Here is a 21,158-nt window from a genome sequence, read left to right on the forward strand (position 1 = left end):
CGCTATCCTGCGGTATCGATCGTGCAGAGAGCGTCCCGTCCTTTGTCCTTGACCTTGCCATCAGACCTGCCGCTGTCCGAGGCGCTCGCGATGCTGCGGCTGCAGATCGCCTGGGGCGCGGACGAGGCGCTCGGCGATCTCGTCCAGGATCGCCTGGCGCCACAACCGGCAGCGCCGGAGCCGATCCGCCTGCCGTCGGTGACGCGCCCGCTGGCTGCCGCGCCGCTCGTGCAGACGCGCGGTCAGGTGGCGCAGGCCCAGGCGGCGGCGGCTTCGGCGGACAGCGTCGCGGCGGTGCTCGCCGCCATGCGGGAGTTCACCGCCTGCCCGCTGCGCGACACCGCCGGCCATGCCCTGCTGCCGGAGGGCGACCTGCAGAGCCGGCTGGTGCTGGTGGGCGAAGTGCCGGACGCGGAGGAGGACCGCTCCGGGCACGTCTTCGCCGGTGCGGCCGGCGCGCTGCTCGACCGGATGCTCTCCAGCATCGGCCTGTCGCGGTCGCAGATGCTGTGCGTGCCGCTGATCCCGTGGCGTCCGCCCGGCGACCGCAAGGTCAGTCCGCTGGAGATGGCCACCTGCCTGCCGTTCCTGCACCGGCTGGTGGCCCTGGCCGAGCCGCGGCACCTGCTGCTGCTCGGCGTGCGCCCGACCCGGGTGTTCGCCGGCGAGGAGCAGAGCCTGGCACGGGTGCGCGGGCGCTGGCGGCCGGTGACCGTCCCCGGCACCGACCGAACGATACCGGCGCTGCCGATGCGCCACCCCTCCTACCTGCTGGCCAACCCGCTGGCGCGCCGGGAGGCGTGGCACGACCTGCTGCTGCTGCGCACGACGCTTGATGAAGACCGATCACAGATGCGTGAGTGACTTGTCGTTATCGCTATAGAATTTCCGATTGCACCGGTTCGTGCATGGCTGATCATCCAAAATAGGATTGTTTGCCTCAAATTGCTTCCCCAGCTGCCGCTGATGCGAGACTCTGCGAGGCAATCTCCGACACGTCATCCCAGGACCGGGGCGCCGATCATGCTGGCATCCGCGGTGATCCTGGCCGGCGCGATCTGCACGCCGGTGCTGGCCCGGCACCAGGACGACGCCACGCAGGCAAGCCCGGACGCCGACATCCGCTCGCCGCCGGTCGAGGTCGCGTCCGCCAGCTTCGGGCTCGGCGCAGGCTTGGGTGCGGGGGAAGCGGCAGCGTTGCCGCAGCCGCTCGACGGCGCCGACGCCGCCCGGATCCGGCGCATCTTCGCCTTGCAGTCATCCGGCGACCTTGCTGCCGCCGCACGCGAAACGGCGCAGCTGCACGACGACATCCTGCTGGCCGACATCCTGGCCGACCGCGCGCTGCAGCCCTTCGCGCATCCGGCGGCGGACGAGCTGTCACGGTGGCTGCACCGCTGGCCAGAGCACCCGGACGCACCGCTCATCCGGCACCGGCTGGCGGACCTGCTGCACCAGCGCAGCCGGGCCAACGACGCAGGCGCGCTCGCGGCGACGCGGCTCGGCGCCGAACCCCCGATGACGGCACCGCCGGAGGAGGCCGATCCTGCCGCCACCACGTTGCGTCGCAACCGGCTGCTCGACCGGACGGTCCGGGAGCGGCTGCAGCAGGGGCCGGCCGGCGCCCGCAGCGCACTTCGGCTGGTGGCGCAGACGAGGTTCCCGGACCGGCTCTACGCGGCGATGCTGCGGGCCGAGATCGCGCGGACGCTGTTCTCGCATGGCGACGACGCCGCCGCCTTGCAGGCCGCGCGAGCCGCGTCGGAGCAGGCGCACGACCGGATCGGCCTGGCCGGCTATATCGCCGGCCTCGCGGAATGGCGGCAGGGCCATCGCGCGGCCGCCACCCGGCGGTTCGAGGCCGCATCGCGCGGCGACCTCGCGGCCGCCAGCGTGCATTCCGGCGCCGCCTTCTGGGCCGCGCGTGGCCATGCGGCGGCCGGCGACGCGGCCGGCGCCCGGTCCTGGCTGGAGCGGGCGGCCTCGTTCCCGCACACCTTCTATGGCCTGCTGGCCGGGCAGGTTCTGGGCGGACAGGTTCTGGGCGGACAGGTTCTGGGCGCCCCGGGTGCCGGGGCGCCGCAGCCGGGACAGCCGCTGCTCGGCGAGATCGACGTCGAGGCGGTGGCGGCGCTGCCGGACGGGCGTCGGGCCTTTGCGCTGCTGCAGGTGGGCCAGCCCGGCCGGGCCGAGGCGGCGCTGCGGGCGCTCTGGCCGGGCGTGCGCGGCGATGCGGCGCTCTGCCGGTCGGTGGCGCTGGTGGCGCGGGCAGCCGGAATGAGCAGCCTCTCGGCGCAGCTGGCGACCGTGCTGCAGGTGCAGGATCGCGCGGTGGGCGATGGCCGCGACCACACCGCAGCGCCGCTCGACGCGGTCCGCTTCCCGATGCCGCGCCTGCAGCCGCGGCGCGGGTTCACGATCAACCCGGCGCTGGTCTATGCGCTGACCCGGGTCGAATCCAACTTCGACACTCAGGCGGTGTCGGGCGCCGGCGCGCACGGGCTGATGCAGGTGATGCCGGTCACCGCCCGCTTCATGCAGGACCAGGGGGCGCCGGGACACCGGCCCGCTCCGGTCAGCCCGGACCGCCTGCGCAGTCCGGCGGTCAATCTCGAGCTGGGCCAGGACTACGTGCTCTACCTGGCCGGCCAGGATGGCATACGCGGCGACCTGATCCGGCTGCTGGCGAGCTACAATGCCGGACCGAACGCGCTGGCCGGCTGGGGCCTGGCAAGCGGAAGTGCTGCCTCCGCCGGCGATCCGCTGCTGTTCATCGAGAGCCTGCCGAACACCGAGACGCGGAATTTCGTCCACCGTGCCCTGGCCTATCTGTGGATCTATGCCGCCCGCATGGACCGCCCGGACCCGTCGCTGGACACGCTGGCGCAGGGCGGCTGGCCGCGCTTCGACGATGAGCAGAGGCGCGCCCGGATCGTTCCGGCGGCCTCGACCGGCCGGCAGTAGGGAGGCCGTTCGCAGCACCCCCAGAGGCCATTGGACAACCCGCTCCAGGCTGCTGCATGCTAGCGCAATCAAGCCGGTACGAAGACCGGGCTCGCTGGGGAGATGACATCGATGAGGATCTGGAACCTTGCCGCCTGCCTGCTGGCGGGCGGCACTTTGGCGTGTTCGACGGTTGCGGCCCGGGCAGCGACCTGGCAGCCGGAATGCTTCCGTGCCGCCCCCACCGGCGGAGCCACCGTGCAAATGCCGGCCAAGACAGGGCCATACCGGATCGCGTTTGCCAACGGCTTCATCGGCAATGGCTGGCGCGTGCAGATGATCCAGACGCTGCGCGCCTATGCGGCGCAGCCCGACATCGCCAGGCAGATCAAGGAGCTGCGCATCGTCAGCGTCGGCACCGACGTCTCGGCACAGATCGCGGCGATGGACAACTTCATCAATGCCGGCTTCGACGCCATCCTGATCGATGCCAACAGCCCGACCGCGTTCAAGCCGGTGCTGCGCCGCGCCCAGAAGGCCGGCGTGCTGATCGTGAGCTTCGACAACACCTTCGACCGCACCGGCAAGGAGACCGAGCTGATCCAGGTCAACCAGGACCAGCGCGCGATGGGACGCATGATGGGCGACTGGCTCAACGCGACGATGAAGGCGAAGAAGTCGGTGCTGGAAGTGCGCGGCGTGCCCGGCAACAGCGTCGACCGTGACCGCCACGAGGGCTTCCGCGCGGCGATGGCCGCCGACCCGGGCGTGCAGGTCACCGAGGTGGTCGGCAACTGGGACGACGGCACCGGGCAGAAGGCGGTCGCCGATGCGCTCGCCGTGCACGGCAACTTCGACGGCATCTATACCCAGGGCGGCAGCATCGGCGTGACCCATGCGGTGATGGATGCGGGCAAGGGGTTCATGCCGATCGCCGGCGAAGGCGAGAACGGGTTCCGCAAGCTGATCGTGGCGCACGCCAAGGACGGGTTGCTGGGCGATAGCGCCGGACAGTCGCCGGCGCTGGTCGCGGTCGCCCTGAAAGCGGCACTGGCGGCCCTTGACGGCCGCGCACTGCCGCAGGAGATCGCGGTGCCGATCCCGGAGGCGAACTACAAGACGCTGGCGGCCGGCAAGACCTACTTCCCCGATGTCAGCGACACCTTCTTTGCCGCCAGCGACTTCCCGGTCTGCTCGATCAATCTCGGTGCCCGCGACATCCTCGGCGCTTCGGGAAAATGACCGCAGCCGCGCCGCTGCTCGAGCTGCGTCATGTGGTCAAGCGGTATGGCGCGGTCACGGCGCTCGCCGACGGCAGTCTGCGTTGCGAGCGCGGATCGATCCATGCGGTCCTGGGCGAGAACGGCGCCGGCAAGAGCACGCTGATCAAGGTGGTCGCCGGCGTGGTCCGGCCCGACGAGGGCGAGATGCTGCTCGACGGCGCGCCGGTGCACCTGCACAATCCGCTCGATGCGCAGGCGCGCGGCATCGTCTGCGTGTTCCAGGAACTGTCGCTCATCCCCGACCTCAGCGTCGCCGACAATATCGGGCTGGTGTCGCCGCCACGCCGGTTCGGGCTGATCGACAGTCGGGCACAATATCGGCAGGCCGAGGCGCTGCTGGCGCGTGTCGGCGTCGAGGGGATCGACCCGCGCGCGCGGGTGCGCGACCTGCCGCTGTCGCGCCGGCAGATGGTGGAGATCGCCAAGGCGCTCGGCCGCAACCCGAGGCTGCTGATCCTGGACGAGGCGACCTCGGCGCTGACCTCGGAGGATGTCGGACGGCTCAGCGACCTGCTGCTGCGGCTGAAGCGCGAGGGGATGTGCATCCTCTATATCTCGCACCGCATGCACGAGATCAGGGCACTCGCCGATACCTGCTCGGTCTTCACCAACGGCCGCCACGTGGCGAGCTTCGACATCCGTGCGCATAACGAGGACGAGATCGTGCGCATGATGATCGGCCGCGAGGTGAGCCAGGTGTTCCCGCCGCGGCCGCCTGCCCCGGCCGAGCCACGCGCTCCGATCCTGAGCACGCATGGGCTCGGCTGGGAGGACCGGCTGCGCGGCATCAGCCTCGACGTGGCACCAGGAGAAATCCTTGGCTTGGGGGGTCTCGACGGCCAGGGCCAGCGCGAGTTCCTGCTGGCGCTGTTCGGCGGCCTGGCCGGCTGCACCGGCGAGATACGCATCGACGGCAAGCGGGTGGCGCCGGGCAGTCCGCGCGCCGCCAAGGCCGCCCCGCTCGGGATCGCGCTGATCCCGGAGGACCGCAAGACCGAAGGGCTGATGCTGGCGATGTCGGTCGCCGACAACCTGACCGCGGCCACGCTGTCGCGCTGGCGCCGGGGTCCGCTGCTCGATCCTGCCCGCGAGCGTGCCGCCGTCGGCGAGATCATCCGGCGCATGCAGATCAAGGCGGTGCCCGAGCTGCCGGTGGCGACGCTGTCGGGCGGCAACCAGCAGAAGGTGGTGATCGGCAAGTGGCTGGCGGCCGAGCCGCGCATCCTGCTGCTGTGCGACCCGACCCGCGGCATCGATGTCGGCACCAAGCAGGAGATCTACCGGCTGCTGCGCGAGCTGGCCGATGGCGGCTGCGCGATCCTGCTGTACTCGACCGACTATCACGAACTGATCGGCCTGTGCGAACGGGTCGCGATCTTCTATGGCGGCCGCGTCGTCCGCACCCTGCAAGGCGACGGCATCACCGAGGAGGCGATCATCGCCGGCGCGCTCGACATCAATCCGGCAGGCCAGCCAGCAGCATGAACAGGTGAGCGCATGAAGACGGGCTCCCTCCGGCTGTTCGTCCGGCACAACGCGATCCCGTTGCTGGCGGCCGCGGTGTTCGCCGCGATGTTCGCCCTCTACCTGGCGCTGCAGCCGCGCGGGGTGACGGTGGGCACGTTGGTGACCGCGTCGAACAAGGGCGTGCTGCTCGCCCTGATCGCCTGCGCGCAGACCCTGCCGGTGCTGACCGGCGGTATCGATCTTTCGGTGGGCGCGATCGCGGTGCTGGCCAACTGCCTCGCCTCGACGCTGCTCGGCGGCAGCGGCCTCTCGCTCGCCGGCGGCGTGGCGGCGACGCTCGCCGCCGGCGCACTCGCCGGCGGCTTCAATGCCGTGGCGGTCGTGTGGGGCCGGCTGCAGCCGATCATCGCCACACTGGCGACCAGCTCGATGTTCTACGGCCTGTCGCTGCTGCTGCGCCCTGAGCCGGGGGGCGACGTCAACGACGATTTCGCCAGCGCGCTCACCGGCGACATCCACGGCGTGCCGACCTCGCTGCTGCTGCTGCTTGCGGTGCTGCTGCTGTTCTGGCTGCCGTTCCGGCGCTCGCTGATCGGGAGAGGCGTCTATGCGGTGGGCTCGGCGGAGGCGGCGGCCTACATGTCCGGCGTCAAGATCAACCGCTCCAAGGCGTGCGCGTATGTGCTGAGCGGCGTGCTTGCCAGCCTCGCCGGGCTGCTGCTGACCCTGATCGCGGAAAGCGCGCAGGCCAGCGCGATCCAGGCCGGCGACCTCACGCTGAATGCCATCGCGGCGGTGGTGATCGGGGGCACCTCGCTGTTCGGCGGCATCGGCGGCCTGGCCGGCTCGGTGCTGGGCGCCTTCATCCTGCGCACCATCGGCGACCTGCTGTTCGTGCTGGCCGCCTCGCCGCTGTGGCAGCCGCTGTTCCAGGGCCTGATCCTGCTGGCCGCGGTCAGCCTCGGCGCGCTGCCGCTGCTGCGCAACCGCAACCGGCTGGAGAGCTTCCGGTGAGTGGCCCCGCTGCGCGCACCGTATTGGCACGAGCCGCGTTCGCGCGCCGGATCGACCTGCCGCTGTTCGCCGCCAGCCTCTGCATCCTGGCGATCCTGGCGATCGGCGCGGTGTTCAACCCGAGCGTGATCTCGCCGCACTACCTGATACAGCAACTGCAGAGCGCCGCCTTCCTGGGCATCGTCGCGTCCGGCGCGATGCTGGTGATCCTGCTCGGCCATATCGACCTGTCGGTGCCTTGGACGGTCGCCGCCGCCGCCATGGTCTCCACCGGGCTTGCCGGTGCCGGTGCCGGCGGCGCAGGCAGCGGGGGCGCTGCGGGCGGCATCCTGGCGTTGCCGATCGCACTCGCTGTCGGCGGCGCGATCGGCTTCGTGAACGGCCTGGGCGTCGCCTACCTGCGCATCCCGTCGATGATCTTCACGCTCGGGGTGAATGCGGTGCTACAGGGCCTGATGGTGCTCTATACCGGCGGCTCGGCGCCGCCCTCGACCGCGCCGCCGGTGGCCCGCGCGCTGTCCGGCGGCCACCTGATCCCGGGTGTCGCGAACGCGATCCCGATCTGGGCGCTGGTCGGCGTGCTGGTCACCGTGCTGCTGCGCGCGACACCGTTCGGCCGCGCGGTCTATGCGATCGGCAACCGCGAGCGCGCCGCCTACATGTCCGGCATGCCGGTGCGCCGGGTCGTGCTCGGCTGCTTCACGCTGGCCGGCTGCGCCAGCGCGCTCGCCGGCCTGCTGGTCACCGGCTATGCCGGCAAGGCCTACCAGGGGATGGGCGATATCTACCTGCTGCCGGCGATCGCCGCCGTGGTGCTGGGCGGCACCAGCATCATGGGCGGACGCGGCCGCTACAGCGGCACCATCGCCGGCACCATCCTGATCGTGCTGCTGCAGAGCATGCTGGCGGTGCTGCAGATGCCGGATGCCGGCCGGCAGATCATCTATGGCATGGTGATTTTCGTGATGCTGCTGATCTATGGCCGCGGCAGCGCCCTGCGAACGTGAGGCTGCTTGCAAACGCCTGCTGCTGGCGATCCGACGCGCCTTTCCTGCGCTCCGCTGCTCACGGCCATCCAGGCCGCTGCGCTGCGGTGCTCTGAAAGTCACGCCGGCCGCGGCACTGCGTGCCGCTCTCATCCAGCATCAGGCGTTTTCAAGCAGCCTCCATGCGGAAAAGGAGGACACATGCGCTGGATCGTGAGTCTCTTTCTGGTGCTGGCGGCGCTTGGTCCCGCCTATGCCGATACGATTGCTCCTTCGGACCAATTGGCGATCCGCGGCGTCATCACCGCGCAGATCCAGGCCTTCCGGCGCAATGACGGGCCGGCCGCCTACAGCTACGCGGCCCCCGGGATCCGCGCGCATTTCCCGGATGCGTCGCATTTCCTGGCCATGGTGCGCGCGGCGTATCCTGCGGTGTTCCGGCCGCGTTCGTACAGCTTCGGCAGCCTGGAGCCGGAGCCTGACCAGGCTGGCATCCTGGTGCAGAAGGTCGAGTTCTTCGGACCGGACGGCGATGCCTCGCAGGCGCTCTATTCGATGCAGCACGAACCCGACGGACGCTGGCTGATCGCCGGCTGCGCCCTGGTCACCAACAAGCGCGTCGCAATGTGACGCAGACGGACGCGACGACGAGGCTGCCCCGCGCCGCGGGCAGTGTGCGGCGCTCGCTGCTGGCCCGCGAGCCTGGCTGGCAGTTCAGCCTGATGCTGGCGCTGGACATCATCGTGCTGTTCATCGCGATCCCGGCGCTGGGCGCGGGCGACGCGGACCGCAGCGTGGTGGTACTGCTGCAGTTCATCCTGGCCGTGGTGGCGATCGGGCTGCTGGCGAAGTCGGCGTGGCTGCGCCTGATCCTGGCTGCGAGCTTCGCGCTCCCGCTACTCGCGCGGCTGCTGCCAGGGCTGCTGCCACAGGCGACCACGCTCACGATGGTGTTCGCCTACAACCTGCTGGTGACGGCTGCGATGGCACGCGCGGTGTTCGGACCCGGCGAGGTGAACCATCACCGGATCGCCGGCGCCATCTTCATCTATCTCAATCTCGGGCTGCTGTTCGCGGTGGCCTATGCCGGGCTGCAGCTTGCCGTCCCCGGGGCGTTTTCCGGATTGTCGGAGCATGCCTCGCACCATGCATCGAACCTGCTCCATTACAGCTTCTCGACGATGACCGCGATCGGCAACAGCGGCATCACGCCGCAATCACCCTTCGCGGCCAGCCTCGCCGACCTGCAGACGATCGCCGGCCAGCTGTTCCCGGCGATCCTGCTGTCACGCCTGGTCGGATTGCACGTGTCGCGAAGTCGCTAGTGCATACAACATGCTCTGCTTGGACGCGAAATGAGAGCCGCTTTGTGAGTTCGTCGGCACCGCGAAGTGATGCAAATTAACCTCATGTTGCTCAAGTGTCCCGGTGGGGGATGACACCGATCATCGTCGGCGCAGGTGCCGATCAACCACGGAGACGGGCGCCTTGGATGCAGGACCCGGAACGGGCATTCCGCCTGGCGACTTGCACATGAACCGGATGCAGGCGCTGCTGGAGGGACTGGACCTCGCCCGCACCAGCGGGCTGGAGATCGGGGCGCTGCACAATCCGATCCTTCGAAAACCGGCGGCCCGGGTGCTGTATGTCGACCATGTCGGCACCGAGGCGCTGCGGGCGAAATATGCCGGCGATCCCGATGTGGATCCCGGCCGCATCGTCGAGGTGGACGTCGTCTGGAACAGCGGCCCCCTGGACGTCGCCTGCGGGGGACGCCGCTTCGACTACGTCGTGGCCTCGCACGTGATCGAGCACATACCCGACCTGGTCGGGTGGCTCGGTCAGTTGAAATCGGTGCTGCGCCCGTCCGGGACCGTGCGGCTGATCATTCCGGACCGGCGCTACTGCTTCGATCACCGCCGCGAGACCAGTTCGGCGGCGGACGCGATCCTGGCCGCGCGCGCCGGAACCATGATCCCGGGACCCAGGCAGATCCTGGATTTCACGCTGCAGTATGCCGCCCGCGACCTCGACGAGGCCTGGCGCGGCCAGCCAGGTTCCGACCCGCCGCCGACCCGGCAGGAGTATGACCGGGCGATCGCCATCATGGAGGACGCCTTGTCGAGAGGCGCCTATCATGACGTGCATTGCTGGGTGTTCACGCCGCTAGCGTTCGCGCGCCTGATGCGCCAGCTGGCCGCTTACGGGTTGATCGGCTTCGCCTGCACCCGCTGCACCGCCACCGCCGCCCACAGCCTGGACTTCTTTGTCCACCTGATGGCGACCGACGACGAACGCCTGATCGCCGACACCTGGGACTGGGCGGTGCGGCAGCATCAACCGCAAGTGCACGACCCGGACCTCGTCGGCAGGCTCCAGGCCGAACTGGCCGCGCTGCGCGCCTCGAAGAGCTGGCGCCTGACACGGCCCCTGCGCCGCCTCTCCTCCCGGTTCAGATGAACGCGACGAGCTTCTCGAAGGTCTGGGCCTTCTCCTCGGGCACGAGGGCCTGGTTCCACGCCTGTGGATCGAAGCCGATCTCGACGGTCCGGATGGCCTGTCTCTCGGGTTTGAGCCGATACGGGACATAACGGTTCATCTTCAAGAAGCCGTTCAGCCAGGGAAAGTCGGCTCCCTGCAAAACCTCCTGGAAGATTACCGGACGGTACAGCTTGATGATCCAGGGCGCTCCCTTCAAGGTGGCGGCCTCGTGGCCCTCGACGTCGATCTTTATGACTGAAACCTGCTTCCATCGATATTTCGATAGAAGCAGCGCATGGTCGAGCCGCTTGACCGTTACGGTATCGTGCCTGAGATGACTGGACTTGAAATGAGGGTCGAGGGACGCGCTGGTTTCGACCAGCCCGTGGTCATCATGGGGAATGTACAGTCTCGCCGCCCCGTTCCTGTCGCTTATTGCCTCCTGCCTGATGCTCACTCGGCGGGAGACTCCGTTGAGACCGGCGTTCCTGCGGGCGATCGCACGGATTTCCCCGACCGGCTCGAAAGCAAGAACGTTGTTCCGAACATCGGCGCTCGCCGCGAGAAGAGTGTAGAAACCGGTGTTGCAGCCTATGTCGATGACCAGGCCGGGCCAGCGTCTCACTGCGGCAGACAGGAACTCGGGAAGTGGGCGCTCGAAGGATGCCCACCCGTTCGCGGACACGCTGTTCGCGACCTGGTCGTTCCGACCGGCATTGTCGAACTTGAAGGAATAATCGGCTGGATCGCGAGCGTCACGTCGCTCTGCGGCACCTGTATCACCCATATCAGCGATGACGCCCTTGTTTGCGTTTACTCTACAGATAATAGCGCCATACGATCGCATGCAGAGCCAGCGCGATCGAGAGCGCCGGAAAGGCGCAAAGCACGACCCGTACGATCGCGCGAGTCGTCTCGGCACGAATACGAAGGCCAGGTAGCAATAGCGGCAGCATGAGCGCAATCGGCAGGAAATACCGCCCCTGCACACCGTCGATGAAGCCGGCGCCGGTCGGTGTCCAGCTCAGATACTGGAAAAACAGGGTCGCCACCACCGCAGCCCCGACGCAGCACGCCGCAAAGAGCCGTACGCGACGAGGGATTGCGAGCAGTTCCTGTGGACAGCAAGACGCGAGAGCGCCAAGCAGCACGACGCTCGCCAGCCGGTAATAGGCGACTGGCAGACTTGTATCGAGCCAGCCGAGTACGCCGATGAACTGACGTCCCCAAGGCAGTCCCTCGTGGAAATCCGCCGCACACGCGCCCGCGACTGCATCGGCGAACAACATCGGGTTCCTGCCCAGAACATGAAGCTGCCGCGAGATGGCCGCGGCCGAGGCAGGAAGCTCACTCCAGTGGCTCGCGACAGCAGACCAGCACAGCACCGACAGGATGACGGCGGCACATGCCGTCACCCGCCGTCGCGGCGACAGGCCTCTTGGCATCAGCAGGATGAATGCGAGCGGCAGATAGGGTGGTCGCGCCATGAGGACCAGTGCGAGCGAGAGACAGGCCGCGACCAGACCGCGCCCCGCTTCTCGAATCACGCTCTGGAGACTGCTGCAAGCGAGGGCCGCCAGCGCGATCATCGGACCATCCTGCGATACCGATGCAAATAGTGCGAGCGACATCGGCAGGCACAGCACGGTGAACAGGAACGTCGCCGCCCCTCCGGCGCGCGCGATCGCAAGAGCGGCGATGCCGATGCTCGCGAGTCCGGTCAGGAGACGCGAGAGTTCAAGCGTGTGCAGCACCGAAAGCCGGGTCAGCCGCCCGAGATCGATCCCGATGGCTGCCGGGATGTACAGGAACGGCGGGTAAATTGCTGTGTTCGGGAACGGCTCGTCCCCGCGCCCGGCTTGCGTCCAGCCGATGGCGTCGGCTGCCGCGAGCTTGGGCCGCGTCACCTTGCGTTCGGTATGGAACTTGAGCCCGCCGAACGCGGCACCCGCGGCCGGGATGGCACGATTGATGCGGCCCCCGGTCGAGCCGTCCGGCGTACGGGTCGCGACCATGGTTCCGAGCGAGACCTGATCGGCCCGCTCGAAATGGGCGAGTTCGTCTGCCGCCTGGAAGGGCGGCATCAGCAGCGTGATGGCGAGCACGGCGACGCCCCCATAGACGCAGAACAGCGCCGCGAGCACGTCAGGGCGCGTCGACTGGTCGCGTAGGCGAGTGTTCATCCGATAGCCATCAACCTGCATGTCTGCCGGCGGCGCCGAGAGTCGGGAGATCGGTATTCGAACCACCCCTGTCGCGGAGCGGAGTGATTGAACAACGATTGCTGGACAGGACGCAACTCCGCGCAGAGGCCGCACAGGAAAGCCGGATCAAGAGCGAGGACCCGATGAAAGCCGACAACCCTGCCGGGATCCGGCGCCCCCGCACCTGGCTGCGGGAAGCGGATTGCAACATCGAGGCGTTCGCGCGCCAGCGGTCGCGCACCACCGAAGCCGCCGAATACCCGCTCGCAGACGCGATCGCCGGCAACGTGCCGGTCATGACGGCGATGCAATCCGGGCGGCTGCCGCCGATCCCGAGGCCCGGCAGGTCCTGCTCGCCGAGTGGTGCGACGCGATGACGGCCGGCCCCGGCATCGTCGCCCTCCGCGCGGCCTTCGCCGACCATGCGATGATCGACGATGCGATCGCGCTGGTCAGCGAGGCGTGGCTCGGGCGGCCTGGCAGGTCACCTCGCAAGCCAACCGCGTCAATCCCGGCGCTCCCGCTGCTCGCACGGCTGCTTTCGGGGCTGCTGCCGCAAGCGACGTAACCGTTCGGTCGCTGCACGCTGACGCGGTCTGGGGTGACGTGCTGATGGTTCCGACTCAGGTCGGAGTGGGTCGGGCGTGCGGCATGACCGGGAGTATTGGCGCCAGCACATGCTGGCGCATCGCCGCAGCCGTCTGACCCGGACGGCCTACTGCCAGCAGAACGGCCTGCACACCAAGACCTACCGCACCTGGAGCCGCAGGCTGGCGGCGGAGGGCGTGGTCGAACCAGTTCGCTTGCCCGGCGCCGGCGCAGGGGCGATGCAAGGGGTAGAGGAGCTTGCTTGCCCGTTGCTTCCGGCAACACCCAGCACCCGGACCGGCCAGGTCGAGTTGGTGGGTACGGTGGCGCAGCGGCAGCGTTACACGGTGGAGGAGCGGCAGCAGCACGTGCTCATCGAGCAGGACATGCAGGCGCCGAGAGCCGAACCGGCGTCGTTCACCCGCAAGGTCACGCAAACGGGCGCGCGCCTCCTTTTCGTCCCGACGACGCGACGTGCAGGCCATGTCTTGGGGTCGATGCCGACCGACCGGCAGTCCCGCCGCTGCGGATAGTCTTGCTCCGTCATCCCCTCCGCCGGTCTTCCATCGGTCTTCGACCGACGGAACCTTGACCGGCTCCGCCCAGGTGGCGGCATCCCGCCGCAAACCGGGCGTCGCGAGTTTTTTTTTCGCCAGAAATTCCTTCGGCGTCGAGACGTCCATGACACTCTCCGCCAGGAGCCGCTTCAGCCTCGCGTTCTCCGCTTCCAGAGCCTTGAGACGCCGCGCCTCCGACACCTCCATCCCGCCGCATTTCGAGCGCCACATGGTGCCGGTCGTACCGGAAACTCCGATCCGGTCTGCGCGCTCGCCCCCCGGCACGACGTGGTGATCGCGGCGCGCATGTGGGAAGATCGGCCCGCGCTTGTCTGGCGCGGATACGAGAGGACGACATGACCGAGAAGGCGCCTACGATCGTCAACATGCACACGGCGCCGGAAATCGCGGCCGAAGTGCCCGCCGCCTGGACGCATTTCCAGCGCGAGTTGACGCCTGCGATGAAGGATGCGGGGCCGGGGCGTTTCGGGATGGGCCGTCTCGGCATGAACGCGAGAAGGGTGCCCCCGGGCCACAGCGCGTGCCCGGCGCACACGCACCTTATGGCCGACGAGATCTTCGTCGTGCTCGAAGGGCAAGGTCTGTTCCGCTACGGCGATCGCGTGCACGAGATCCGCCCCGGAGACTGCATTTCCTGTCCGGCCGACACCGGGATCGCCCATCAGATCGCCAACCCCGCGACCCCGGACGGCACGGGCGACCTGGTCTATCTCGCGATCGGCGCCGAGCCGCCCGGGGAGGTCTGCACCTATCCCGACAGCGGCGCGCTCGTGATCGACGCCCTCGGCCGGCACGGATTCCTGCGCGAGGCCGATTATTACGAGGGGCAGCCACAACCCACTCCGCTTCTGACGCGCGGCCGCGACGCACCCGTCTGATCGGGGCGCGCGGGGTTGGCCCTGGGGTGGGGTCCGGCTCGGGCGCGTCAGGAACGCACTGACGCCTCCGACAGGGTCGCTGCGATCGCATCCCCCTTGGGCGAGCCCAGCCCCGTCACCGGATCCCAGCCGGGACCAGCCTCGAAGCCGTTGTTGTTGCCGAGCGTGATGTCGTTCAAATCAAGCGACCACGCTCACGATGGTGTTCGCCTACAACCTGCTGGTGACGGCTGCGATGGCACGCGCGGTGTTCGGACCCGGCGAGGTGAACCATCACCGGATCGCCGGCGCCATCTTCATCTATCTCAATCTCGGGCTGCTGTTCGCGGTGGCCTATGCCGGGCTGCAGCTTGCCGTCCCCGGGGCGTTTTCCGGATTGCACGAGCAAAGTCGCTAGAGCATGACGAACACATCATGCTCTGCTTGAGAGTGAAATAGAGCAGCTTCATGAGTTAGTTGGCATCGCAGAGCGATTCCAACTAACGTCATGCTGCTCTAGAGCATGATCGATCGGATCATGCTCTAGCCTTGTCAATAAGATAGGGCTGTTTCAAAGCAGCCCCATCCTTTGGGAGCTTACTGTTCGGCGTAGGTCCCAGAGGCAAGATTCTTCTTCACCAATCCTGGCAGGCCGGTTTTGAACTGTTCGAGGTTGACGAACATCTGGTCATAGTAGTGCTGGACATTGTCCTTGGTGAGTTGCGGCATGACCAACATCGCCAGCTTCGGGACGGGACGCGCCTGCACCTTGTCGACCGCGACCTGCAAAGCGAGACCCAGCTCGAGCATCGCGTCCTGCAGGTTCGTCTCGATCTGCGTGCCGGCATGGACATTGCGCATGCCCTCCTTGATGCCATCGGTTCCGGCGACGACGACCTTGCCGACCAGGTTCTTTTCGCGGAGCGCCTGGATCGCGCCGATCGCCATGTCGTCGTTCTCGCAGATCACGGCGTTGAGCTTATCGCCGAAGCGCGTGATGAAGGTCTGCGTGAGCGTGTAGGCCTCCGTGCGCCGCCAGTTCGCCGACGCCATGCCGAGCACGTGGACATCGGGTTCCTTCGCCAGGATGTTCCTGATGCCGCGGCTGCGGTCGAGTTCCCCGGAGCCACCGAGCGGGCCTTGCAGCACCACGAGCCCACCCTTGTGGCCGAGCGCATCGACCACATGGATCGCTTCGCTCTCGCCCGCCTTCACGTCATCGGGCCCGACATAGGCGACGATATCCTTCATGACGAGGTCGCCTGCCGCGAGGTTGGTGACGATCACCGGGATGCCGGCGGCCTTCGCCGCCTGGATCGCAGCATCGACCGCGGGCGACGCGAGCGGTGCGACGACGATCGCGTCGACCTTCTGATCGATGAACTGCCGGAGCTGGGCAGCTTGCTTGGCCGGGTCGCTTTGAGCGGAGGCCCAGACGAGCTTGGCGCCGTCTGCGTCGGCGATCGCCTGCGCTCCCTCCTTGCCCAGGAAAATGAACGACGTCATGTCATAGACCGTGAAGCCGATGACCGGATGGGCTTGATCAGCCGAGGCGGGCCTGGCGGCAATCGTCGCGGCCAGCACGGCGGCGCATCCCGCGGCACAGCGCAGTCTGTCGGACAGTTTCATGATGATACCTCTCCTCTCTGGTAAGAATTTCAAGCATCGTGCTGCACGAGTGCATTGTGTCTGGTCCACATTACACACAGGTCTAGCAAGCTAACCTTGCCTGTAAGGCCATTAATCTAACACGTTACTTGGACGTATCTTTTAGGCCGAGCTTTCCGGCCACGCAAGCATCCTTAGTCTGCAGGTCCGATTTGATTCTCCGTCGGACGTGGCGGCTTCAGGCGGCCCGCACGTCAGCCAGGAACCGGTTGACTTCGAGCAGGAGGCAACTGGCCTGCTCCGAGATGCCGCCCGCGGCACCCAGCACCTGACCGGCTGCACTCTCCACCTCCTTGGACGCCAGCCGGACGCCGCCGATATTCTCGCTGACGTCGTTGGCCGCGCGCGCAGTATGCTGGGCGTTCTTGGCAATCTCGACCGTTGCGAGGCCCTGCTCCGCGACGGACGAGGCGATCGTCGCGGCGATGCGGCTCACCTCCTCGATGATGGTGGTGATGCCCTGGATGGCGCTTACCGCTTCGCGCGTCGCCGACTGGATCTGGCCGATCTGGTCGCCGATCTTGCCTGTCGCCTGGACCGTCTGGTTCGCCAGTGCCTTGACCTCGGAGGCGACCACCTCGAAACCCTTGCCGTTGTCTCCGGCGCGCGCCGCCTCGATCCTCGCGTTCAGGGCCAGCAGGTGGGTCTTGGACGCGATATCGGTGATCAGGTCCACCACGTCGCCGATCCTCTCGGCCGCGCCGACAAGATCCCGCACGATCGTATCTGTGCGAAGGCTCTCGCCGACGGCTTTCCTGGCAATGGTCATCGATTGCAGGACCTGACGATCGATCTCGGCGTTGGAGACCGAGAGTTGCTCTGCGGCTGCGGCGACGGTGTTGACGGCCGTGCTGGCCTCGGCGGCGGCGCCATCGACCGCGAGTGCCCGATGATCGGTCTGGCTCGCCGTCGAGGTCATCGTCTGCGCCGTCGCCGTCAGTTCGTTCGATCCCGCGGCAAGCAGATCGACCATGTGGGTGGACTGCACCTCGAAGGCGGCGAGAAGCTGCTCGAGCCGTGCCGCGCGCCGCTCCTTGACCCCTCGTTCGGCGTCTTGCTCGGCAGCGAGCCGGTCGGCGTCAATCATGCTGTCCTTGAAGGCGAGAACCGCGGCGGCCATGCGCCCGATCTCGTCGCCGCGCCCGGCACCGGGCACATCGACCTGCAGGTCGCGGCTGGCGAGGCGCTGCATGGCGCTTGTCATGCGCGAGACCGGCCCGCAGATGGCGCTGATCATCAACCAGGCGATCGCGACGCTGGCGAGCCCCATTGCCAGCAGGATCGCGATGATCATCGCTCGCGCCGAGGCACCGACCCGCGCGGCGGCGCCGACCGCCTTCGTGCCCTGGGCTTGCTTGAGCACGACGTTGGCGCCGATCGCGTCACGAAACGCCGCCACGGCCTTCGGAACGTCGTTCTCCAGAAAGCTCTCGGCTTCGTCGTTGTTGCCCGCCGCATCCATGTCGGCGGCCTGGTGCAGGGCACCCGCATACTGTTTCCAGGCCTGCTGCTCGACGGCGGCAAGCCGCCGTTCCCCCGCCTGCCCGAGGCCGCCGGCCACGTAGCGGGACCAGTTGGCATCGAGGTCTCGCGCCGTCGCCTCCAACTCGGCGGTGCGGCGCGCCTTGACGGCAGCGCTGGCTGTCGCCTGTCGCGCGAGCCCGAGCGAGAGCATCCGCTCGCCGTCGATGGCGACGCGGCCCAGCGCGGTGGAGGCGACGACGTCGGTTCCGATCATCGAGGCGGTTCGATTGAGGTGCGTCACGCGCGTGACCGAGAACATGCCCAGCGCCACGGTGCAGGCAAGCATCAGAGCAAACGCGGCCACCAATTTGGACTTGATGCTGATGCTATTCAGGGCTTTCTGCACGACGATCTCCATGTACTCCAACGGCTTCGAGGAAGCGCGCCAGTCAATCTAGGCAGAAGATTTTAAGATGCTGTTAAGGGCGGCACGGCGGCGGCGCTCTCGTGCGGGTTCGAAGCCGGTTTATTGGTGGATGTCATCTCGACCACAGGAAACGAACACGACACGGAGGGAACGCCATGACCGACAACCTCACCGAGATCCGGCGCCGCCGTACCTGGCTGCGGGCGGCGGATTGCGACATCGAGGCGTTCGCGCGCCAGCAGTCGCGCACCACCGAGGCCACCGACTATCCGCTCGCCGGCGAGATCGCCGGCAACGTGCCGGTCTATGACGGCGATGCAATCCGGGCGGCTGCCGCCGAGCCCGAGGCCCGGCAGGCCCTGCTCGCCGAGTGGTCCGAGGCGATGCTGAACGGTCCCGGCATCGTCGCCTTCCGCGACACCTTCACAGACCTTGCGGTGATCGATGCGGCGACCGCGCGGTTCGACGAGATGATCGTGGCCGAGCGCGAAGCGGGCCAGGTTGCGGCCGACCATTTCGCCAAGGCCGGCGCCAACGACCGGGTCTGGAACGCGTTGCAAAAGCTCTGCCTGCGCGACCCGGGGCTGTTCGCGGCGTATTACGGCAACGAGGCGATCGCGCTGGTAAGCCGGGCGTGGCTCGGGCCGGCCTGGCAGGTCACCTCGCAGGTCAACTGCGTCAATCCCGGCGGGGCCGCGCAATCGGCGCATCGCGACTACCATCTCGGCTTCCAGTCGTCCTCGGAGATCGAGCGCTACCCGGCGCACGTGCACCGGCTGTCGCCGTTGCTGACCCTGCAGGGCGCGGTGGCGCATTGCGACATGCCGCCGGAGAGCGGGCCGACGCTCTACCTGCCGTATTCGCAGAGCTATGAGCCGGGCTACCTCGCGACCGGGCGGCCCGAGTTCCGCGCCTATTTCGAGGCGCACCATGTCCAGTTGCAGCTGCGCAAGGGCGACGCGGTGTTCTTCAACCCCGCTTTGTTCCATGCGGCCGGCCATAACCGCTCGCGCGACATCCGGCGGATGGCCAACCTGCTGCAGGTCTCGTCGGCCTTCGGACGCGCGATGGAGGCGGTCGACCGGACCCGCATGAGCCGTGCGCTGTTCCCGGTTCTGGTCTCGCTGCGCGCCGAGGGGCGCCTCTCCGAGACCCAGGCGGCCAACGCCATCGCGGCCTGCGCCGAGGGCTATGCGTTCCCGACCAATCTCGACCGCGACCCGCCGATCGGCGGCCTGGCGCCGGAGAGCCAGGCCGGGCTGATGCTGCGGGCGCTGGCGCAGGGCTGGGAGCCGGACGCGTTCGATAAGGCCATCGACCGCCAGGCCCGCAACCGGCTGACCTGACCGGTCATCCGGTCTTCCGCAAGGGCCGCAGGTAGCATGGACCGGCCGTAACGAAGCCGGTGGCCAGGCAGAAGCCGGCGAGGTCGGGCTGCACCCCGGTGGCGGCCACCTCCAGCGCGTCGCAGCCGGCGGTGCGTGCCGCCTGTGCCGCCGCCTTCACCAGCAGCCGCCCGATGCCACGGCGGCGCTCCTCGGGCGCCACCAGCAGCAGGCTGACCTGCGCCCGCGGGGCCGCCGACAGCAGCGCGCGATACCAGTGCAGCACCACCATTCCGCTCGGTGGCCCCCACGTCAGCGCCACCAGGGCGGTTCCGCTGCCCTGGCGGACCGCTTCCAGGCGCTGTCCGACCTCATGCGGCGCGATCTCGGTGCCCGCCAGACGCAGCAGTTCCGACACGCCGGCTGCCTCCTGCAACCCGGCGGCCCGGATCTCGAGCCCGTAGCGGCTGCTCAGAGGCGCATGCCCGTGACGACGAGCAGCGTGCCCTGCACCATATCCCGCCTCCCTCGAGTGCCTGAAGGTTCCTGGTAGATCAGTTCTCGGCAAGCGTTTGGCGGCTGGCGCGCACGCGCTGCACCCGCCTTCCGTCCATCTCGACAACCTCGAACATCCAGCCCGAGAACGCCACCTTGTCGCCGACCGCCGGAACCCGGCGCAGCAGCGCCAAAATCAGTCCAGCGAGTGTGTGGTAGCTGCCCTCCGCCGGCAGGTCGCCCAGCAGCAGCCGGTCCTTGACCTCGTCGGCGGCCAGCGTGCCGTCCAGGCTGATCACGCCGTCATGCGCATGGGTGTGCACCGGCGCCACGCCGGGTTCGGCATGGTCGCCGACGATGGCCGCGAACACGTCGGCGCTGGTGACGATGCCCTCGAAGCTGCCGTACTCGTCCAGCACCAGCAGCAGGCCGATCGGCAGCCCGCGCAGCCGCTCCAGCGCGTCGAAGGCGCTGATCGTCTCGGGCACCACCTGCGGCGCGCGCATCAGCGCATCAACCGACAGCTCCTGCCCGTCCAGCATCAGGTCGAGCGCATCCTTGACCAGGATGATTCCGACCGGATTATCCACGTCGCCGTCGCAGACCACGAGGCGGGTATGCACGCCGGTCTTGAGCGCCGCCACGATCTCCTCGCGTCCGGCATGGCGCTCGATCCAGGAGAGCTCGTTGCGCGGCGTCATGATCGCGCGCACCGGCCGGTCCGCGAGGCGCAGCAGCCGCTCGATCATGTTGCGCTCCTCGACCTCGAACACCCCGGCCTGGGCGCCCTCGGCCAGCACCGCGCGCAGTTCCTCCTCGCTCACCACCTGGCGTGGCTCGCGCTTGATGCCGGCCGCGCGCAGCACCAGCGAGGACGAGCGGCTCAGCAGCCAGACTGCCGGGGTGGCCATGCGCGACAGCACCACCAGCGGCAGCGCCAGCCTTGCCGCGATCACCTCCGGCCGACGCAGGGCGAGCTGCTTGGGTACCAGCTCGCCCAGCACCAGCATCAGCGCGGTGATCACGATGACCACCAGCGTCAGCGCCAGCTCGTTGGCGAACGGCCGCAGCAGGGCGACCCGGGACAGGTACGGGGTCAGCGAGGCGGCGATCCGGGCACCGCCGAAGGTGCCCTCGATGATGCTGACCAGGGTGATCCCGACCTGCACCGTGGGCAGGAAACGCTGCGGGTCCTCGGCCAGGCGGCGCGCCCGGTCCGCCCCCGGCACCCCGCGCCGCTCGAGCACGGCCAGACGCGGCCGCCGCGCCGAGATCAGCGCCAGCTCGCCCATGGCGAAGACGCCGTTGACCAGCACCAGCAGCAGCACGAGGACGACGGAGAGAACCATGCCCGCATCCTATGGGCGCGGGCTGTTAC

The 21,158-nt window shown here is 68.4% G+C and carries 22 protein-coding genes and 1 pseudogene; 15 read left to right on the plus strand and 8 right to left on the minus strand.

Annotation, left to right across the window (positions count from 1 at the left end; translation table 11 throughout):
• The first annotated feature begins 48 nt into the window (after positions 1–48).
• The 9 genes from ACQY4O_RS12110 to ACQY4O_RS12150 all read left to right on the plus strand — a co-directional run bounded on the left by ACQY4O_RS12110 (position 49) and on the right by ACQY4O_RS12150 (position 10,153).
• Positions 49–864, plus strand: coding sequence for a uracil-DNA glycosylase (locus ACQY4O_RS12110; RefSeq protein WP_428376619.1), 816 nt, complete (start codon positions 49–51; stop codon positions 862–864).
• Positions 865–1,023: 159 nt separating this feature from the next.
• On the plus strand, positions 1,024–2,964 hold the full coding sequence (locus ACQY4O_RS12115) for a transglycosylase SLT domain-containing protein (RefSeq protein WP_428376620.1): 1,941 nt from the start codon (positions 1,024–1,026) through the stop codon (positions 2,962–2,964).
• A 243-nt stretch (positions 2,965–3,207) separates the two neighbouring features.
• Positions 3,208–4,185, plus strand: coding sequence for a substrate-binding domain-containing protein (locus tag ACQY4O_RS12120; protein ID WP_428376621.1), 978 nt, complete (start codon positions 3,208–3,210; stop codon positions 4,183–4,185).
• Positions 4,182–5,711, plus strand: a complete 1,530-nt coding sequence (locus ACQY4O_RS12125) for a sugar ABC transporter ATP-binding protein (RefSeq protein ID WP_428376622.1) — start codon at positions 4,182–4,184, stop codon at positions 5,709–5,711. The genes ACQY4O_RS12120 and ACQY4O_RS12125 overlap by 4 nt, the downstream gene beginning before the upstream one ends.
• A 12-nt stretch (positions 5,712–5,723) precedes the next feature.
• Positions 5,724–6,707, plus strand: a complete 984-nt coding sequence (locus ACQY4O_RS12130) for an ABC transporter permease (RefSeq protein ID WP_428376623.1) — start codon at positions 5,724–5,726, stop codon at positions 6,705–6,707.
• Positions 6,704–7,714 carry an ABC transporter permease gene (locus ACQY4O_RS12135; protein WP_428376624.1) on the plus strand — a complete coding sequence of 337 codons (1,011 nt, stop codon included), beginning with the start codon at positions 6,704–6,706 and terminating at the stop codon, positions 7,712–7,714. Before ACQY4O_RS12130 ends, ACQY4O_RS12135 begins: the two co-directional genes overlap by 4 nt.
• Positions 7,715–7,894: 180 nt before the next feature.
• Positions 7,895–8,323, plus strand: coding sequence for a DUF4864 domain-containing protein (locus ACQY4O_RS12140; protein ID WP_428376625.1), 429 nt, complete (start codon positions 7,895–7,897; stop codon positions 8,321–8,323).
• A complete protein-coding gene (locus ACQY4O_RS12145) occupies positions 8,320–9,018 on the plus strand; it encodes a hypothetical protein (protein ID WP_428376626.1) in 699 nt (232 codons plus the stop codon). Before ACQY4O_RS12140 ends, ACQY4O_RS12145 begins: the two co-directional genes overlap by 4 nt.
• Before the next feature lie 208 nt (positions 9,019–9,226).
• Positions 9,227–10,153, plus strand: a complete 927-nt coding sequence (locus ACQY4O_RS12150; RefSeq protein ID WP_428376627.1) for a methyltransferase domain-containing protein — start codon at positions 9,227–9,229, stop codon at positions 10,151–10,153.
• On the opposite strand, the gene ACQY4O_RS12155 is transcribed toward ACQY4O_RS12150, so the two are convergent.
• Both ACQY4O_RS12155 and ACQY4O_RS12160 read right to left on the minus strand, forming a co-directional pair.
• On the minus strand, positions 10,146–11,021 hold the full coding sequence (locus ACQY4O_RS12155) for an FkbM family methyltransferase (RefSeq protein ID WP_428376628.1): 876 nt from the start codon (positions 11,019–11,021) through the stop codon (positions 10,146–10,148). The genes ACQY4O_RS12150 and ACQY4O_RS12155 overlap by 8 nt on opposite strands.
• Positions 10,993–12,378: a DUF2142 domain-containing protein gene (locus tag ACQY4O_RS12160; RefSeq protein ID WP_428376629.1), complete on the minus strand. Its 1,386-nt coding sequence runs from the start codon at positions 12,376–12,378 to the stop codon at positions 10,993–10,995. Before ACQY4O_RS12160 ends, ACQY4O_RS12155 begins: the two co-directional genes overlap by 29 nt.
• 143 nt (positions 12,379–12,521) lie before the next feature.
• On the opposite strand from ACQY4O_RS12160, the gene ACQY4O_RS12165 reads away from it, so the two are divergent.
• The 3 genes from ACQY4O_RS12165 (at position 12,522) to tnpA (ending at position 13,499) form a co-directional block, all read left to right on the plus strand.
• The gene (locus ACQY4O_RS12165) at positions 12,522–12,755 is read left to right on the plus strand and encodes a hypothetical protein (protein ID WP_428376630.1); all 234 of its coding nucleotides are present in this window, start codon (positions 12,522–12,524) and stop codon (positions 12,753–12,755) included.
• Positions 12,752–12,946, plus strand: coding sequence for a hypothetical protein (locus tag ACQY4O_RS12170; RefSeq protein ID WP_428376631.1), 195 nt, complete (start codon positions 12,752–12,754; stop codon positions 12,944–12,946). Before ACQY4O_RS12165 ends, ACQY4O_RS12170 begins: the two co-directional genes overlap by 4 nt.
• A gap of 76 nt (positions 12,947–13,022) precedes the next feature.
• A complete protein-coding gene (tnpA, locus tag ACQY4O_RS12175; protein ID WP_428376632.1) occupies positions 13,023–13,499 on the plus strand; it encodes an IS66 family insertion sequence element accessory protein TnpA in 477 nt (158 codons plus the stop codon).
• Between the two features lie 149 nt (positions 13,500–13,648).
• Here the strand turns inward: tnpA and ACQY4O_RS12180 are convergent.
• Positions 13,649–13,757, minus strand: a pseudogene (locus tag ACQY4O_RS12180) (transposase); the annotation flags it as partial.
• 122 nt (positions 13,758–13,879) lie between these two features.
• Between ACQY4O_RS12180 and ACQY4O_RS12185 the strand changes: the two are divergent.
• Positions 13,880–14,422 (plus strand): cupin domain-containing protein, encoded by a 543-nt coding sequence (locus ACQY4O_RS12185; protein WP_428376633.1) that lies wholly within the window; start codon positions 13,880–13,882, stop codon positions 14,420–14,422.
• 47 nt (positions 14,423–14,469) lie between these two features.
• Here ACQY4O_RS12185 and ACQY4O_RS12190 read toward each other — a convergent pair whose 3' ends face one another.
• Positions 14,470–14,601 carry a hypothetical protein gene (locus tag ACQY4O_RS12190; protein WP_428376634.1) on the minus strand — a complete coding sequence of 44 codons (132 nt, stop codon included), beginning with the start codon at positions 14,599–14,601 and terminating at the stop codon, positions 14,470–14,472.
• Positions 14,602–14,621: 20 nt separating this feature from the next.
• Between ACQY4O_RS12190 and ACQY4O_RS12195 the strand changes: the two genes are divergently transcribed.
• Positions 14,622–14,819: a hypothetical protein gene (locus ACQY4O_RS12195; protein WP_428376635.1), complete on the plus strand. Its 198-nt coding sequence runs from the start codon at positions 14,622–14,624 to the stop codon at positions 14,817–14,819.
• A gap of 179 nt (positions 14,820–14,998) precedes the next feature.
• Here the strand turns inward: ACQY4O_RS12195 and ACQY4O_RS12200 are convergent, their stop codons facing one another.
• Both ACQY4O_RS12200 and ACQY4O_RS12205 read right to left on the minus strand, forming a co-directional pair.
• The gene (locus ACQY4O_RS12200; protein WP_428376636.1) at positions 14,999–16,030 is read right to left on the minus strand and encodes a substrate-binding domain-containing protein; all 1,032 of its coding nucleotides are present in this window, start codon (positions 16,028–16,030) and stop codon (positions 14,999–15,001) included.
• 217 nt (positions 16,031–16,247) lie between these two features.
• On the minus strand, positions 16,248–17,951 hold the full coding sequence (locus tag ACQY4O_RS12205; protein ID WP_428376637.1) for a methyl-accepting chemotaxis protein: 1,704 nt from the start codon (positions 17,949–17,951) through the stop codon (positions 16,248–16,250).
• Positions 17,952–18,115: 164 nt separating this feature from the next.
• Here ACQY4O_RS12205 and ACQY4O_RS12210 point away from each other — a divergent pair, with 164 nt between their 5' ends.
• Positions 18,116–19,306, plus strand: a complete 1,191-nt coding sequence (locus ACQY4O_RS12210; protein ID WP_428376638.1) for a phytanoyl-CoA dioxygenase family protein — start codon at positions 18,116–18,118, stop codon at positions 19,304–19,306.
• Positions 19,307–19,310: 4 nt separating this feature from the next.
• On the opposite strand, the gene ACQY4O_RS12215 is transcribed toward ACQY4O_RS12210, so the two are convergent.
• The gene (locus tag ACQY4O_RS12215) at positions 19,311–19,703 is read right to left on the minus strand and encodes a GNAT family N-acetyltransferase (RefSeq protein ID WP_428376639.1); all 393 of its coding nucleotides are present in this window, start codon (positions 19,701–19,703) and stop codon (positions 19,311–19,313) included.
• A gap of 136 nt (positions 19,704–19,839) precedes the next feature.
• Positions 19,840–21,129, minus strand: a complete 1,290-nt coding sequence (locus tag ACQY4O_RS12220; protein WP_428376640.1) for a hemolysin family protein — start codon at positions 21,127–21,129, stop codon at positions 19,840–19,842.
• Positions 21,130–21,158: the final 29 nt, after the last annotated feature.

The sequence above is a fragment of the Lichenicoccus sp. genome (assembly GCF_965277665.1).
Classification (GTDB): Bacteria; Pseudomonadota; Alphaproteobacteria; order Acetobacterales; family Acetobacteraceae; genus Lichenicoccus.